We start from the raw sequence: 15,879 nt of genomic DNA, 5'->3' as shown, positions 1-15,879 counted from the left end.
GAATACAGACGTAGATGCCACCAAGCGTGGCATGACGTCGGCGGGATGGATCAATTGGTTTTCGCATCCGGCGCCAGCAGGGTGAAGCCGTTCTTCTCGAACACGGCCTTTGCTGCGGCCGTGCGCAGAGCGGCCAGATAGGCGGCGGCCTGCGCATGCTTCGAGTCCGCCAGCACGGCGGCCGGATAGACGATCGGCGGATGGCTGTTGGCCGGGAAAGCATCCAGCACCCTCACGCCTTTTTCGGCCGCCGCATCGGTGGCATAGACAACGCCTGCCGGCGCTTCGCCGCGCGCCACCAGCGCCAGCGCCGCGCGCACATTCTCGGCCTGGGCCACGCGGCCCTGGACGGAGGGCCAGACATTCAGCGCTTCCAGCGCTGCCTTGCCGTATTTGCCGGCCGGCACGGCATTGACATCGGCCATCGCCAGCTTGCCGTCCCGGCCCAGAAGCGCCGCGAGATCGAAGCCCGGCGCAATCTGCACGCTTGTCTTGGAATCACTCGGTGCCACCAGCACGATGCGGTTGCCGAGCAGGCTGCTGCGCGTGTCGGCCTTCAGCAGCTTTTTCTGCTCCAGGTAATCCATCCAGTCGAGATCGGCGGAGAGAAACACATCGGCCGGTGCGCCGGCCTCGATCTGCTTCGCCAGCGCGGAAGACGCGGCATAGGAGACCTTGATCGGCCGGCCGGTGTTGATCTCGTCCAGCGCCGTTTTCAGGCTTGCCGCAGCGAAGACCAGCAGCTCCTGGGCTTTGGCCGCAAGCGGCGCGGTGACGAGGGCGGCAGCAAGGATCAGCGGCAGGATGCGCATGGCGGTCTCCGTTATGTCCAGAAGACTATAGCGGCCGTTATAGCCCTGCGGCAATAGCGAAGCAGCGGCCGTCAGCCGCGTTGTTTCTGCAGCGACCGGATATCCGCCGCGCAGGCTTTGGCCGTAGCGGCTTCCATGGCGCGATAGCGCGCCAGCACATCGGCGCCGCGCTTGGTCAGGCTGGCGCCGCCGCCGGCCTTGCCGCCGGTGGCCGCCGTCACCAGCGGCGTCTTGAAATAGCCGTTGAGCGTTTCTACCAGTTGCCAGGCGCGTTTGTAGCTCATGCCCATGCGCCGGCCGGCGGCCGAGATCGAGCCGGTCGCGGCGATGTTTTCCAGCAGGTCGGCCTTGCCCGGCCCGAGGAACACGCCGGGCGCCAGCACGATTCTCAGCCGGGTGGCGGCAACGGCTTTGGCTTTCGTCATGTCTTATGCGCCTTTCCGGCCCGCTGCAGCGCCGCCACGGTTTCGCGCAGGCCCCGGCTCAAGGGCTTGTCGCGGCGCAGCGCCAGCGCCAGCACCCGCGTCAGTTTCGGCTTCAGCGGCCGCACGATCAATCCGCGCCGGGCATCGGGCGTGGAGAGCGCCATGCCGGGCAGCACCGAGCAGCCCAGGCCAGCAGCGACCAGCTGCTTGATCGCCTCCACGCTGTCGAGTTCCATCACCGGCTTCCAGGCCAGCCCGGCCTGGCCGAGCCAGTCCTCGATCAGGCTGCGCGTATGGCCGCCGGGCTCGGGGATCACCAGCGGCAGCGCGGCGAGACTCGCCGGGCTCACCATGGCCGGCAGCGCCGTGCCCTTCTGCGCCCTGTCCTTCTGGAAGATGGCGACGAAGTCATCCTGTAAAAGCGTGGTGATCTCCAGGCTGCGGCCGAGGTTGCGCACGCGGCCACCGGCCTGCGCCGGCGGCAGGGTGATCAGGCCCAGATCCAGGGTGTTGTCCTCGATGGCGCGCAGCACATCGGGCGCATTGCCGGTATTGACCACCAGTTCGAGTGCGGGGAAGCGCCGGCGCAGCTCGCCCAGCACCGGCGGCAGAAAGTGGATACAGGCGGTGGCGCCGATGCCGATGCGCACGCGGCCGGCCACGGTCTTCGCATGCTGGGTCAGGTCTTCCAGCGCGGCATTCACGGCGGCATCGATATGGCCGGCATGGCCGAGCAGTTCGCGGCCGGCCGCCGTTGCCGTGGCCTTGCGCCCCACCCGCTCGATCAACCGCACGCCCAGCTTCTGCTCCAGCTGGCGCACCTGCAGGCTGATCGCCGGCTGCGTCAGGTTCAGCCGCGCGGCAGCGGCCGAAAAGCTGCCGAGCCGGACAACATCGGCAAAGGTCTGCAGGTGGTCGAGATTGAAACCGCGCATATCCATAGTATTTCTCATGAATTGTATAAGAAGGCAAAATTTAATTTATGCGACGGTTTGCGGCATGCTGCGGTCATGACGCTGCTCACCCTGTTCCAGCCCCTGCCCGCCCGCCGTCTCGACGCCCGCCTCCTCGACGCCCGGCTTTTCGACGCCCGGCTTTTCGACTGGCCGGCGCTGCTGCGGGCGCTGGCCGGGCATGGCAGCGGTCTGCCCGCCGATCTGGAGGACTGGCAGCTGCGCGACCTCGACCTCACCCGGCCGCATGCCGGCCCGGGTTACAACACCACGCCCTGGATCCCATGAACGCCTTCACGCCTGCCGATACCGTCCTGTTGCGCGATGCCACGTCCGAGGACATGATGCCGATCCAGCGCATCTATGCCCATCATGTGCGGCATGGCCTGGCGAGCTTCGAGGAAGAGCCGCCCGCTCTGGACGAGATGTTGAACCGCCGCGACAGCGTGCTGGGCCATGGCCTGCCGTATATCGCCGCAATCGACAGCGCTGACGGCCGCGTGCTCGGCTATGCCTATGCCACGCTCTATCGCCCGCGCCGCGCCTATCGCTTCACGGTGGAAGACTCGGTCTACTTGGCCGAGGGCACGCAGCGACGTGGCATCGGCCGGCTGCTTCTGCAATGCGTCATCGAAAGATGCACGGCCGCCGGCTTCCGCCAGATGATCGCTATCATCGGCAACAGCGCCAATGCCGGCTCCATCGGCCTGCACAGCGCTTGCGGTTTCCGCCTGGTCGGCACGTTCGAGAATGTCGGCTACAAGCATGGCGGCTGGCGCGACACCGTGCTGATGCAGCGCAGCCTGGGAGACGGCGCAGGGACGCCGCCGGACGCATAACGCGGCCGATAACGAAGCCTGGCCGATGCTGCACTGCGCCCGCGCGCCGCCGGCTGTGACCCGCCGGTGTCAAACGCCCGCAATTTGATCAATGTCACGGCAATCCCACATCGGTCTTCTCATCTGACTCGGCAGGCGTCGCCGCAACGGCGGCGTCTCGTGTCGATATGTCTATCCCTCAGACAGGAGAAAACAGATGAGACAGATTTCATATGCCGTGATGGCGGGTGCGCTGATGCTCTCGGTGTCGTCGATGGCGCTGGCGGCCGGCGGCGGTGCCGCGGGTGCTGCCGGTGCGGCTGCGGGTGCAGCGGCCAGTGCAGCCGGTGATGCGGCCGGGGCGGCGGGTGCCGCAGCCGGTGCTGCCGCGGGTGCCGCGGCCGGCGCCGCCGGTGCGGCTGGCGGCGGTGGTGCCAGTGGCGGCGCCAGCGCCAGCGGCGGCGGGTCTGCGGGCAGCGGATCGGGCAGTGGCGGTGTCGGCGTCGGTGGCAGCACCGGCATTGGTGTCGGGCCGTCCGGTGTCGGGGCCAATGCAGCGGTCGGTGCCAACGGTGCCGCCAATGCCAGTAACGGCACCAGCGGTACCGGGACGACCGGTGTGAGCGCCGGCGTCGCGGCCGGTCCCTCGGGTGTCGGCGTCAATGGCGGCGTGACCGGCAATGCGGGTGTCACCGGTCCGAATGGCGGCAGCGTCGGCGCGGGCACCAATACCGGTGTCAGCGCGGCGGCGGCGAATACCGGTGGCAACACCACGGCCGGCATCGGCGTGAGCGGTGCGGGCAATGCCGCGGCCGGCAATGGCAGCGGTCGTGGCGCCGCCATCGGTGCGAGTGCCGGTAATGCCACCGGTGCCAGCGCGGGCCGTGGCGGCCTGGGCGTCACCAGCGGCACTGCGGGTTCGGCAGGCCTCGCGGCCACCGGCAACCATGGCGCGGCGGCGGCGGGCGCGGGTGTTAACAGCGGCACCGGCGTCAGCGCCACCAACCAGGCTGTCGCGGTGGAGAATGCCTCCGCCGTGGCGGCCAATGCCGGCCTGAGCGGCGGCGCGCCGACCGCGATGTCGCAGTAAGTATGTTGGCAGGGTCAGGGAAAGGCGGGCGGCGCAGGTCGCCCGCCTTTTGCGTCTCTGCGCTGCCGATCAGCTTTTCGGCGGCAGGCCGTCGAGGAATGTCTTGAGCTGTGCGCTCCAGAATTTCGCATTGCCCGTCGTGCCATGGCCGCGCGTATCGGCGCTGGCCGGGATCACATACAGCTTGCCGCCCTTCACCTGCTTCATCGCCGCTTCCATCAGGCCGGTCTCGGGCGGATTGCGCTCGTCATCGGCGGCGTTGATCGCCAGCAGCGGCGCCTTGATCTTCGCCAGACCCGGCGCGGCGTTATAGTCGCCCGACGAGGCCCATTGCCAGATGAAGTCGTTGGCGTCCGCCGTGAAAGCCGCCGCCAGGCGCTCGTCGACGAATTTGTCGGCCGCCGCGCGCGTCGGCGCCAGCATCTGATAGGCCAGATTGCCGCCGCTGGTGCCGATGGCGAAAAAGGTATTCGCCAGTTTCATGCTCTTGGGCTGAACCGTGTAGTTGCCGGCGTTGTAATCCGGATCGGCCTTGATGCTCTCGATCAGCAGCCGCCGCATCATCCAGTTGCGGCTGGCCATTTCGGTCGGCTGCGCCGCCATCGGCACCAGCGCATCCATCATCTCGGGGTAACGGCTGCCCCAGATCCAGCTATGCATGCCGCCCATCGAATTGCCCAGCACCGCCCGCAGGCGCTTCACATTCAGGCCCTCGGTCACCAGGCGATGCTGCGCATCCACCATGTCGTCGTAGTTATACTGCGGGAAGGCCGCCTTCATGCCGTCGGACGGTTTCGACGAGCGGCCCGCGCCCAGCGCATCGGGGATGATGATGTAGTATTTCGTCGCATCCAGCGGCTGGCCGGCGCCGAACAGTTCGCCGGCAAAGCCCGGCGTCAGCATGCTCTGCGCCGATCCCGCCGTGCCATGCAGGATCAGCACCGGCTGACCGGTCGGTTCGCCGATGGTCTTGTAGGCGAGTTTCACCTCCGGCAGCACCTGCCCGGTATGGAACTTGAAATCCCTGGCCACGAACAGGCCATCCTTTGCCGCGGGATAATCGGCGGCAGAGACAGGGACCGGGGCGGCGGCAAAAAAGCCGGCAGCGGCCGTGACGGCGACAGCGAAGAGCGCACGACGTGTCATGATGTCCTCCCATGGACGGTTTTTACGCATGGCTTTTATTGATGGCAGTGTGCCAGAAACACCGCCCGATGCCTGTGACTAAAAGGCCGGTCCTGCCATAGAATATCCGTGATCGTCTGTCCGGATACCGCACACCGCTCAACATCTGGGAGTCCGCATGCTCACCGTCCATCATCTTGGCAAGTCGCAGTCCGAACGCATCGTCTGGCTCTGCGAGGAGCTGGGCATCAGTTACGAGCTGAAGGTCTATGCGCGCCAGCCGAATTTCCAGGCGCCGGCCGAGTATCGCGCCCTGCATCCGATGGGCCTGGCGCCGGTGATTACCGATGGCGACCTGGTGCTGGCCGAGTCCGGCGCGGTGGTCGATTACATCCTCGGGCGATACGGCATGGGCAGGCTGCGACCCGGCGCCAATGACACCGCCTTTGCCGATTATCTCTACTGGTTCCATTTCGCCAATGGCAGCCTGCAGCCCGCGATGATGCGCGTGCTGGTCAGCGGCCGGCTGGGCGCGCCGGCGGATCACCCGGCGGCGAAAACCGGCGTCACGCGGCTCGGCATGATGCTCGCCATGATGGATGCGCGGCTGAAAGACCATGCCTGGCTGGCCGGTGCAGAGTTTACGGCGGCCGATATCATGCCGGTCTTCTCGCTCACCACCATGCGGCATTACCAGCCGGTCGATCTCTCAGGCTATCCCAATATCCTCGCCTGGCTGCAGCGCGTGGCCGCGCGCCCGGCCCATCAGCGCGCCATGCAGAAGGGCGATCCGGGGATGGAGCTGCTGCTGGGGTGAGAATACAGCCTAGTGAAGGCATTCTGTGGCAAGTCGCGCGTTATATTTCGCATCTATTTTTTTGATAAACGCGGACAGCAATGTGAATGGCAATGCAATAAAAGGCGTAAATCTGGTTTCAGATATTTACTCTACTTTTTGAAGGTTATCGTACGAGGTTGAGCCCTCTGTCTGCTCAGTAATATTGCCTATATATAAGTCCGCTCCTTGCTTTTTAAGATGAGCCGCTAATTCAGTCAGCATCTGTTTATCGATGTCTACGGTGTGAAGTTGAAGGACTTCAAACCCAAGAGGTGTAAGGATCGCGCACTCGATATCTATAGTTTTCTCTTCATCGGTTACAAAGAATAATATGTGATTATTAGCGATAGTGAGTGCGTGCTTCCTTCCGTGGAAAATGTTTCCTTGAGTAGTTTTGTACGTCATCTTCGCGTGCCCCACACCAACTGATGTTGATGTAACGATCCCGTAAGCCGAGAGCTTCGACGCCAAGCTAAACGTCAAAATTTTCTTAGTTGATTCGGTAAGAATAAATGAATCTCCGATCATATATGGAGCGATCGAAATGATATCAGCAGCCTCTTTTTGGCCGAGTTTAGAAAGAAAATCTAATGTGAATAATGAACAGTGTCCGGGTCTTTTTATTTCACCTGCTAACACTCGGCCAAATAACGCTTGCAATCTTTCTGATGAAGCTTTTTCTGCGTAGCCAGAAAAAATGTTAAGCCAGTCCTCATCCATTTCTTTGAATTGATTTTTGTTGGCATCTTTATCGCCCGCATTATCTGTTGTTAGTTGTAAGTGTTCTGAACGCAGTTCTTCGACAGTATGCTGGAACACCGCTTCGCGATTTTTCTGTTTTCCAAGTGCTTCATTCACGAAGTGCTCTAGTGCCCGATCTACGATTTCAGGCTTATCAGGCAAAATTGAAATTGCGCGCTCTGCCATTGCGGCTCGTACTTTCTGCTTCATTACTTGATTGTGTTTAATGTCCTTCGCCATGGCCTCCAGCTTGGCGCCAGGAACATCAACAAGGCCTAAGAGCAAACGCCCGAATGCTTTGGCCAGTGGCTTTTGGAAGATAGCCGGTATACCGCTCAGAAATTCCGAGAGTGAAGGCAGGCCGCTATTGTCATCTGTCGGCGCAACTGCCGAATCATTTTTTGATGCTTCGTCATTCATGTTCGCCCCCTCGGTTCTCATTGAGGCTGTATCATAATTCTGGACAGGACAAGATTTTGTTGCCATAATGTTCCAAATCTAATTGCGATTTCTGAGCTTTCTGGCAGACGTGCGTGTTGGCAATCCGAGCCTCCACCAGATTCCAACCACTTACCACACAGTCCCAATAGCTTAGCCGGATTTTCGCAGGTCATCTTTGGACGAGTTTGGCCAAGTTTGGCTCGGTTTGGCGCCGGGCAGGCCCAGTTAGGACGGCTTTGGCGCGCGCCGGGCTCACAGCGGCCCGCCGCCGGCTATGATAGGATTGGCGTTAAGGCACTTTGACAGCATCGCGAGGCCCGCTTCATACTGCTGCTGCACCGCAGCATATGCAGTCTGTGGACGGGTGGGATGTAAGAGAAGATGAGCAGCGACAAGAGCGAGATGTCTTTCCCCGAAGCCTGGGCGAAGCTGGCGCAGAAGGAGCTGGGCGACAAGCCGCTCGCCGATCTGGTCTGGCAGTCGCCCGAGGGCATCGCGGTCAAGCCGCTCTACACCGCCGCCGATCTCGAAGGCCTGGAGACGCTCGACAGTCAGCCCGGTTTCGAGCCCTTCACCCGCGGCGTGCGCGGCACCATGTACACCAACCGGCCCTGGACCATCCGCCAGTATGCCGGCTTCTCGACAGCAGAAGAATCCAACGCCTTCTATCGCAAGAATCTCGCCGCCGGCCAGCAGGGCGTGTCCGTCGCCTTCGATCTCGCCACCCATCGCGGCTATGACAGCGATCATCCGCGCGTGGTCGGCGATGTCGGCAAGGCCGGCGTCGCCATCGACTCCGTCGAGGATATGAAGATCCTGTTCGATGGCATCCCGCTCGACAAGATGAGCGTGTCGATGACCATGAACGGCGCGGTGCTGCCGGTGCTCGCCTGCTACATCGTCGCCGGCGAGGAACAGGGCGTGAAGCCCGAGCAGCTCAGCGGCACCATTCAGAATGACATTCTGAAAGAGTTCATGGTGCGCAACACCTATATCTATCCGCCCGCGCCCAGCATGCGGATCATATCCGACATCATCGGCTTCACGGCGCAGAAGATGCCGAAGTTCAATTCGATCTCGATCTCCGGCTACCATATGCAGGAGGCCGGCGCGACCGCCGTGCAGGAGCTGGCCTTCACGCTGGCCGACGGCAAGGAATATGTGCGCACCGCGATTGCCAGCGGCCTTGATGTCGATGCTTTCGCCGGGCGGCTGTCCTTCTTCTTCGCCATCGGCATGAATTTCTTCATGGAGATCGCCAAGCTGCGCGCCGCGCGCTTCCTGTGGACGCGCATCATGAAGGAGTTCAACCCGAAGAAAACCGGGTCGCTGATGCTGCGCACGCATTGTCAAACGTCTGGCGTCTCGCTCACCGAACAGGACCCCTATAACAACGTGGTGCGCACGGCGATCGAGGCCATGGCCGCCGTGCTCGGCGGCACCCAGTCGCTGCATACCAATGCCCTGGACGAGGCCATCGCGCTGCCGACCGAATTCTCCGCCCGCATCGCCCGCAACACCCAGCTCATCATCGCCGAGGAAAGCTACGTCACCAAGGTGGTCGATCCACTGGCGGGCTCGTATTACGTCGAGGCGCTGACCCATGCGCTGGTCACCCATGCCTGGGCCCTGATCCAGGAAGTGGAAAGCCTGGGCGGCATGACCAAGGCGGTGGAATCCGGCATGCCCAAGCTGAAGATCGAGGAGGCCGCCGCCCGCCGCCAGGCCCGCGTCGATCGCGCCGAAGACGTGATCGTCGGCGTCAACAAGTATCGCCCGGGCCAGGACGACAAGCCCGAAACGCTGGAAGTCGACAACACCAAGGTGCGCGACAGCCAGGTGGCGCGTCTGAAGACTATCCGCAACACCCGCGACAAGGCGAAGGCCGAAGCGGCGATCAAGGCGCTTGAAGACGGTGCCGCCGGCACCGCCAACCTGCTCGAACTCTGCGTGAATGCGGCGCGGGCGCGCGTCACCGTCGGCGAGATGTCTGATGCGATGGAGCGCGTGTTTACGCGGCACAAGGCGACCGTGCGCTCGATCAGCGGCGTCTATGGCGCGGCCTATGCCAATGACGAGGGTTTCCGCATGATCCAGAAGGAGATCGAGGCCTTCGCCGCCGAGGAAGGCCGCCGCCCGCGCATGCTGGTGGTCAAGCTCGGCCAGGACGGCCATGACCGCGGCGCCAAGGTGATCGCCACCGCTTTCGCCGATCTCGGCTTCGACGTCGATGTCGGCCCGCTGTTCCAGACGCCCGAGGAAGCCGCGAAAGACGCCATCGACAACGACGTGCATGTGGTCGGCATTTCCTCGCAGGCCGCCGGCCACAAGACGCTGGTTCCTCAGTTGATTGATGCCTTGCGGAAGCAAGGCGCCGGCGACATCCTCGTCATCACCGGCGGCGTCATCCCGCCGCAGGATTACGACTTCCTGCGATCAGCGGGCGTCGCCGGCATCTACGGCCCCGGCACCAACATCCCCAATGCTGCTGCCGAAATCGTCAAGCTGATCCGCCAGCAGCATTCGAAAGCCGCCGAGTAGCGGTTGAAAGCGGCCGCGCCGCGTCCCATATTGCCCTCATCATGATCCGCGCGCGCAATCTTTCCCTGTTCAATCGCGCCAGCCGCCTGCACGCAGGCCGCTAGGCCCCGGCCGCGCGCGCTTTTGCGCCTCGCCCGCCGGGGCATCCGTTTCCAGAAAAAATCCTCATCCTTGAAGCACCCGCGCCGGAGACTCCGGCCGCGGCCCGGAGTCCTGTCGTGTCCTTCCTCGATCCGCGTCCCGCCATCACTCTCACCGCGCCCGATTGCAACCGCCTGCTTGCGCTTGCCGAGCAGCAGCGTCCGCGCCAGCCGGCGGTTGCCGACATGCTCGACAGTGAAATGGCGCGCGCCCGTGTCGTCGATCCGGCCGATATGCCGGGCGACACGGTGACCATGCGCAGTCATGTGGTGTTCGGTTACGAGCACAGCGCGCGCAGCCACTGGCTCACGCTCGTCTATCCGGCGGAAGCCGATCTCGATATGGCGCGGGTGTCGGTGGCGACGCCGGTCGGCGCCGCACTGATTGGCCTGGCGGAAGGCCAGAGCATCGCCTGGACCATGGCCTCAGGCGCGGTGCGCCGCATCACGCTGCATCGTGTGGCTTACCAGCCCGAGCGCACCGGGCGCTACGACCTCTAGGCGGTCCGGAAGAAGCCGACCAGTTCGGCCAGCTGCCGCGCCTGGCCTTCCAGCGTCTGGGCGGCGGCATTGGTCTCTTCCACCAGCGCGCCGTTGCGCTGGGTGAGTTCGTCCATGGCGCCGACCGCGGTGTTGACCTGATCCAGACCGGTGGCCTGCTCGCGGCTCGCGGCGGCGATCTCGGCGACGATATCGGAGGCCTTCTTGATCGCGGCCACGATCTCGGTCAGCGAGGCGCCGGTCTGGTTCACCAGCGTGGCGCCGGTCTTCACCTGCGTGTTCGACTCGGCGATCAGCGCCTTGATGTCCTTGCTGGCATTGGCCGAGCGCTGCGCCAGCGCGCGGACTTCCTGCGCCACCACGGCGAAGCCCTTGCCGGCCTCGCCGGCGCGGGCGGCCTCGACGCTGGCATTCAGCGCCAGCAGGTTGGTCTGGAAGGCGATCTCGTCGATCAGCGAAATGATGTCGCTGATCTTTTTGGCGCTGTCCTCGATGCGGCTGACCGCGGCCACTGCATCGGCCACCACAGTGCCGCCGCGCTCGGCGGTGTCGCGGGCGTTGGCGGCCAGCTGGTTGGCCGCCTGGGCATTGTCGGCATTCTGCTTCACGGTGGTCGTGATCTCGTGCATCGACGCAGCCGTTTCCTCGATGCTGGCGGCCTGCGATTCCGTGCGCTGCGCCAGGTCCTGGCTGCCGCCGGAAATCTCGGCCGAGGCCTCGCGCACGGCGGTGGCGCTTTCGGCCAGGCGACCGGCAAAGCCGCGCAGCTTGTCGCCCATGGCATTGATGTCGGCGGCCAGGTCGCCGAAGCGGCCGTGGAAATCGTCGGTGATGCGGCGGCGCAGATCGCCGGTCGCCATCGCCGCCGTCACGCCCTGCACGGCCGTGAACACGGTCTCGCTGCGTGCCAGCAGGGTGTTGAGCGACTGGCCGACCCGCAGCATCACGCCGTCGGTGCCGCTTAATGCAACGCGCTGGGCCAGGTCGCCGTCGGCGGCGGCGGCCACCACGCTGCCGATGGCCTGTTCGAAGCGCGCTTCCTGGGCGGCGCGTTCGGCAGAAAATCGTTCGCGCTCAAGCGCTGCGGCCTGTTCTAGCTTTTCGCGTTCGGCCATGCTGGCCTGCATGTCTTTCAGGCTGACGGCCGAGCGGTCGAACAGGTTTTCCAGTACCAGGGAGAGCCAGATCAGCACACCGCATTCCGCCACCACGATGATGGCATGCAGCACGACGCGGCCGAAATCGCCGCCATTGGGGAAGATGGCGAGCGGCAGCACGAAATTCAGCGTCAGGTGATGCAGCGCGGTCAGCGTCGCCGCCGTCAGGATGGCGCGCCAGTCGCAATAGGCGGCGAGCACGGCGAAGATCGCGAAGTAATACATATGCAGGTCGATCTGCCACGGCCCCTCGGCGGCAAACACCAGCAGCGAGGCCATGCCGACAAAGGCGGCGGCCACCACCTGTCGGGTTGCCGTGCCCGAAGGATCAGTGCGGCAGAACCAGGTGGCGATGCCGGCGATCACCGCAGCGATGACGCTGCCGGTGATCAGATGCTTGCCGTTGTTGAGCCAGGCGACGGCGGCCACCAGCGGCAGATGCACCCAGAGCCAGATCACGAAAACGGTGCTGGCGCGGCGGCGCAGGTCGTCGAGCGAGGAGAGCTGGAACAGGGAGGCGTTCATGGTGGAACTCGTTTCAAACTAGGAGACGGGACGGATGCCGAGACAGCCGGCGAGCAGGCTGCTGCCATTCAGCACCAGACGGGCGCCGGCGGCATAGAGGCGTTGCGGCGCATCGGTTTCGCTGGTCGAGACCAGCCACAGGCCCGACCAGTTGCCCTGGCCGAGCGCGCGGGCATCGGCGGCATCCAGATAGCGGGCCGCCTGCGCCAGATCGCCATCGGCGGGCAACAGCACGATCAGGCGCTGTGGCATGCCGGCCGGCGCCGCGGTGGGCAGCAGCAGGGCCAGCAGCGGCAGCAGGGCGATGATGATGATGCACGGGCCGGCCATGCGGCCATGCCGGGAACGGGTGAGAGCGGACATGGGAGAATTATCGGTGACGAAACGGAGCCGGGCGAGTTATCAATCGGACACTCTACGTGCCGGGGCCCGCTTCCGATCACAGCTTTTCAGGAAAAGCCCGGCTTGTGGCCCGGAAAGCACAATTCCGGTATGTAGGGTCGAGTCATTATCAGGAACCTCGCCACAGGCGGGTTGTATCCCGGAGATTAACGATGCTGCCGCCTTTTGCCGTTACCCCGCTTTATGCTGCGCTCTGCGGCCTGCTGCTGCTGGCCCTGTCGCTGCGCGTCATCATGCTGCGCGGACGATACAAGGTCAGTTTCGGCGATGGCGGCCATACGGAGCTGCAGGGTGCCATCCGCGCCCAGGGCAACTTCATTGAATATGTCCCGCTGCTTCTGCTGCTGCTATTCCTGCTCGAACTGTCGCGCCAGGCGCCGGTCTGGGCGCTGCATCTGCTTGGCGCCGCCATCTTCCTTGGCCGTATCGTCCATGCCTGGGGCGTGTCGGGCGGCCCCGGCCGCTCGCCGGGCCGCACGCTGGGCATCGGCCTCACCTTCGTGCCGATGCTGGTGATATCGGTCTGGCTGCTGCTGGTGGTGCTGCAGCGCTACACGTAATCAGCCCCGCTTGCGCAGGATTTCGGCCAGCGCGTCATCGACCGCGCGCAGCAGGTCGTCGCGGCGCACCGGCTTGGTCAGCACCTGATCGGCGCCCAGGCGCTCAGCCATGCCCAGCAGTTCGGTCGCCCCGATCCAGCCGCCGCCTGAAATCGCGATCACCGGCAGCGTCGGCCAGCGCTTCTTGACCATGCGCAGCACCTCCACCCCGTCGCGGTGGGGCATCAGGATATCGGTCAGCACGATGTCGATATTCCCGGCTTCCAGCAGGGTCAGGCCCTGATCGCCATCGCCGGCCAGTACGATCTCATGATTATGGGCCACCAGATGGGTGCGCAGGATGTCCCGGAATTCCGGGTTGTCATCGATAACGAGAATGCGGGCCATGGCCACTCCCTCGTCTCTCTGCCGGTGAGGCGGTAAATTCCTCATTGCAAAGAGCAGTTGCCCCGATCATTTTTGCGGCGAATTTATTTTGCCGGGGACATATCAAAGATAGTAGAACTGAGTATAGCAAAGCCACTGCGGGTAACAAGCCATGAACGGCGATCTGCTGCAGGCCGTTGTCGAAACCGCCATCGATGGCCTGATTGTGATCGAGGCGAATGGGCAGGTCAGTCTGTTCAATCCGGCCTGCGAGCGCCTGTTCGGCTATGCCGCCGCCGAGGTCGTGGGCCGCAACGTCTCGATGCTGATGCCCGAGCCGGACCACTCGGCGCATGATGGCTATCTCGCGCATTATCACGCCACCGGCGAGCGCCGGATCATCGGCATCGGCCGCGAGGTGATGGGCCGCCGCAAGGATGGCAGCGTGTTTCCCTTCGAACTGGCGGTCGGCGAATACCAGCGCGATGGCGGTGCCAGCTATGTTGGCGTGATCCACGACATCAGTGAATACAAGCGTAGTGAGGCGCGCCTCAAGAAGGTGGTTGAAACCGCCATCGACGGGCTGATGATGATCGACAAAAATGGCGCGGTTAAAATGTACAACCCCGCCTGTGAGCGCCTGTTCGGGTATGAGCCCCATGAGGTGCTCGGGCAGAATGTATCGATGCTGATGCCCGAGCCGGATCACTCCGCCCATGACGGCTATCTGCGGCATCACCTGCAGACCGGCGAAAAGAGGATCATCGGCATTGGCCGCGAGGTCATGGGTCGGCGCAAGGACGGCACAGTCTTTCCGTTCGAACTGGCCGTCGGCAGCTTCATCTTCGACGGCGAACCGCAGTTCGTCGGCGTCATCCACGACGTTTCGCGCTACCGCCGCAGCCAGGCGAAGATTCGGGAAAGCGAGGCGCGCTTCCGTCTGCTGGTCGATGCCATCACCGACTATGCCATCTTCATGCTGGATCCCGACGGCCGCATCCTGACCTGGAATCTCGGTGCGCAGAACCTCACCGGCCACACGCCCGAGGAGGTGATCGGCCACACCCGTGACATGTTCTACACCGAGGCCGAACGGGCCGCCGGTGCGCCGGAGGAGGCGCTTCACATCGCGCGCGAGAAGGGCCGCTATATCAACGAGGAATGGCGGGTGCGCAAGGATGGGCACCGCTTCTGGGTCCATGTGGTGGTCAGCGCCATCCGCAACGAACGTGGCAAGCTGACCGGTTATGTGAATATCACCCGCGACATGAGCGAGCGCCGACAGGCCGAAGAGCTGCGCGACCAGTTGCGCCAGGCCCAGAAGATGGAGGCGCTGGGCCAGCTCACCGGCGGCGTGGCGCATGATTTCAACAATCTGCTGGCCGTGATCGTCGGCAACTTGGAACTGCTGGGCGACCGGGTGCGCGACGGCGAGAGCAAGCGCCTGATCGACCAGGCGCTGCGCAATGCCATCAGCGGCGCCGAACTGACCAAGCGCCTGCTGGCCTTCGGCCGCCAGCAGAAGCTCAAACCGGTGCGGCTCGACGTCAACGAACTGATCGACGGCACGCTGGAGATTCTGCGCCGGACGCTCGGCGACAGCGTTGCCGTGCAGGCGGCGCTGGCGCTGGATGTGTATATGGTCGAGGTCGATCCGGGCCAGCTGGAGAATGCGCTGCTCAACATGGCGCTGAATGCGCGCGACGCCATGGGCGGTGCCGGCTCCCTGCATATCCGCACGGCCGTCACCTACCTGGACGAACCCCGGGTGATGCCCACGAAGGTGGCGCCGGTCGGCACCTATGTGATGATCGCGCTGCGCGATACCGGCAAGGGCATGCCGCCCGATGTGATGGCCCGCGTCTTCGAACCCTTCTTCACCACCAAGGATATCGGCAAGGGCAGTGGCCTGGGGCTCAGCATGGTCTACGGCTTCGTCGTCCAGTCCGGCGGCTATCTGGAGGTCGACAGTCAGCCGGGCAAGGGCACCGAATTTCGTATCTACCTGCCGGCGCTGGAGGGCGAGCGGTTGTCAGCGCGCCGGCCCGAGAACGAGCCGAACCGCCGGCTGATCCTGTGCGTCGATGACAACCAGGATGTGCGCGCGACGATCACCGCCTTGCTCGGCAGCCTGGGCTTTTCCGTCCTGCCGGCCGCCAGCGGCCATGAGGCCCTGATCGAGCTGCGCCGCGGCCTGCCGATCGATCTGGTGCTGACCGACATGCAGATGCCGGGCGGTATGGACGGCCTGACGCTGGCGCAGCAGGTGGTGGCCGACAAGCCGGGCCTGCCGATCCTCTTCATGTCCGGATCGGTCGATACGCCCCGGCTGCGCGGGACGCCCTTCGAGGGCGTCACCCGCATCCTGTCCAAGCCGGTCCGGAAGGCCGAACTGGCCGAGGCTGTCGAAGCCCTGCTGGGTAAAAAACCGGAAGACTGACCGA

Annotated in this window: 16 protein-coding genes; 8 read left to right on the top strand and 8 right to left on the bottom strand. The window is 64.1% G+C overall.

The annotated features are described in order from the left end of the window. Positions 1–50: 50 nt before the first annotated feature. The 3 genes from modA to AC1ROB_RS02350 all read right to left on the bottom strand — a co-directional run bounded on the left by modA (position 51) and on the right by AC1ROB_RS02350 (position 2,178). Positions 51–812 (bottom strand): molybdate ABC transporter substrate-binding protein, encoded by a 762-nt coding sequence (modA, locus tag AC1ROB_RS02360; RefSeq protein ID WP_492972359.1) that lies wholly within the window; start codon positions 810–812, stop codon positions 51–53. Between the two features lie 71 nt (positions 813–883). After that, entirely contained in the window at positions 884–1,237 is a 354-nt protein-coding gene (locus tag AC1ROB_RS02355) for a winged helix-turn-helix domain-containing protein (protein WP_492972360.1), read from the bottom strand. Further along, a complete protein-coding gene (locus AC1ROB_RS02350) occupies positions 1,234–2,178 on the bottom strand; it encodes a LysR family transcriptional regulator (protein ID WP_492972361.1) in 945 nt (314 codons plus the stop codon). Before AC1ROB_RS02350 ends, AC1ROB_RS02355 begins: the two co-directional genes overlap by 4 nt. 69 nt (positions 2,179–2,247) lie before the next feature. Here AC1ROB_RS02350 and AC1ROB_RS02345 point away from each other — a divergent pair, with 69 nt between their 5' ends. The 3 genes from AC1ROB_RS02345 to AC1ROB_RS02335 all read left to right on the top strand — a co-directional run bounded on the left by AC1ROB_RS02345 (position 2,248) and on the right by AC1ROB_RS02335 (position 4,098). After that, positions 2,248–2,478, top strand: a complete 231-nt coding sequence (locus AC1ROB_RS02345) for a hypothetical protein (protein WP_492972362.1) — start codon at positions 2,248–2,250, stop codon at positions 2,476–2,478. Next, complete coding sequence (locus AC1ROB_RS02340) at positions 2,475–3,029, top strand: GNAT family N-acetyltransferase (protein WP_492972363.1); 555 nt, start codon at positions 2,475–2,477, stop codon at positions 3,027–3,029. Before AC1ROB_RS02345 ends, AC1ROB_RS02340 begins: the two co-directional genes overlap by 4 nt. 196 nt (positions 3,030–3,225) lie before the next feature. Continuing rightward, the gene (locus AC1ROB_RS02335) at positions 3,226–4,098 is read left to right on the top strand and encodes a hypothetical protein (RefSeq protein ID WP_493031373.1); all 873 of its coding nucleotides are present in this window, start codon (positions 3,226–3,228) and stop codon (positions 4,096–4,098) included. 69 nt (positions 4,099–4,167) lie between these two features. On the opposite strand, the gene AC1ROB_RS02330 is transcribed toward AC1ROB_RS02335, so the two are convergent. Continuing rightward, a complete protein-coding gene (locus AC1ROB_RS02330) occupies positions 4,168–5,244 on the bottom strand; it encodes an alpha/beta fold hydrolase (RefSeq protein ID WP_492972365.1) in 1,077 nt (358 codons plus the stop codon). A 157-nt stretch (positions 5,245–5,401) separates the two neighbouring features. Here AC1ROB_RS02330 and AC1ROB_RS02325 point away from each other — a divergent pair, with 157 nt between their 5' ends. Next, entirely contained in the window at positions 5,402–6,040 is a 639-nt protein-coding gene (locus AC1ROB_RS02325) for a glutathione S-transferase family protein (protein ID WP_492972366.1), read from the top strand. A gap of 126 nt (positions 6,041–6,166) precedes the next feature. Here the strand turns inward: AC1ROB_RS02325 and AC1ROB_RS02320 are convergent, their stop codons facing one another. Beyond that, positions 6,167–7,222 carry a DUF2806 domain-containing protein gene (locus AC1ROB_RS02320; protein ID WP_492972367.1) on the bottom strand — a complete coding sequence of 352 codons (1,056 nt, stop codon included), beginning with the start codon at positions 7,220–7,222 and terminating at the stop codon, positions 6,167–6,169. Positions 7,223–7,624: 402 nt separating this feature from the next. On the opposite strand from AC1ROB_RS02320, the gene scpA reads away from it, so the two are divergent. Then, positions 7,625–9,784, top strand: coding sequence for a methylmalonyl-CoA mutase (gene scpA, locus AC1ROB_RS02315; RefSeq protein WP_492972368.1), 2,160 nt, complete (start codon positions 7,625–7,627; stop codon positions 9,782–9,784). Positions 9,785–10,002: 218 nt separating this feature from the next. Beyond that, the gene (rnk, locus tag AC1ROB_RS02310; protein ID WP_492972369.1) at positions 10,003–10,425 is read left to right on the top strand and encodes a nucleoside diphosphate kinase regulator; all 423 of its coding nucleotides are present in this window, start codon (positions 10,003–10,005) and stop codon (positions 10,423–10,425) included. Here rnk and AC1ROB_RS02305 read toward each other — a convergent pair. Both AC1ROB_RS02305 and AC1ROB_RS02300 read right to left on the bottom strand, forming a co-directional pair. Beyond that, entirely contained in the window at positions 10,422–12,107 is a 1,686-nt protein-coding gene (locus AC1ROB_RS02305; protein WP_492972370.1) for a methyl-accepting chemotaxis protein, read from the bottom strand. The two genes, rnk and AC1ROB_RS02305, sit on opposite strands and share 4 nt — an antisense overlap. Positions 12,108–12,125: 18 nt before the next feature. After that, a complete protein-coding gene (locus AC1ROB_RS02300; RefSeq protein WP_492972371.1) occupies positions 12,126–12,470 on the bottom strand; it encodes a hypothetical protein in 345 nt (114 codons plus the stop codon). A 191-nt stretch (positions 12,471–12,661) separates the two neighbouring features. Here AC1ROB_RS02300 and AC1ROB_RS02295 point away from each other — a divergent pair, with 191 nt between their 5' ends. Further along, positions 12,662–13,069, top strand: a complete 408-nt coding sequence (locus AC1ROB_RS02295; RefSeq protein ID WP_492972372.1) for an MAPEG family protein — start codon at positions 12,662–12,664, stop codon at positions 13,067–13,069. On the opposite strand, the gene AC1ROB_RS02290 is transcribed toward AC1ROB_RS02295, so the two are convergent. After that, entirely contained in the window at positions 13,070–13,456 is a 387-nt protein-coding gene (locus AC1ROB_RS02290; protein ID WP_492972373.1) for a response regulator, read from the bottom strand. It abuts the gene before it with no gap. Positions 13,457–13,607: 151 nt separating this feature from the next. On the opposite strand from AC1ROB_RS02290, the gene AC1ROB_RS02285 reads away from it, so the two are divergent. Continuing rightward, entirely contained in the window at positions 13,608–15,875 is a 2,268-nt protein-coding gene (locus tag AC1ROB_RS02285) for a PAS domain S-box protein (protein WP_492972374.1), read from the top strand. Positions 15,876–15,879: the final 4 nt, after the last annotated feature.

Source organism: Ferrovibrio sp. GW821-FHT12F09, from assembly GCF_058806775.1.
This window is presented reverse-complemented; position numbering and strand designations above follow the sequence as displayed.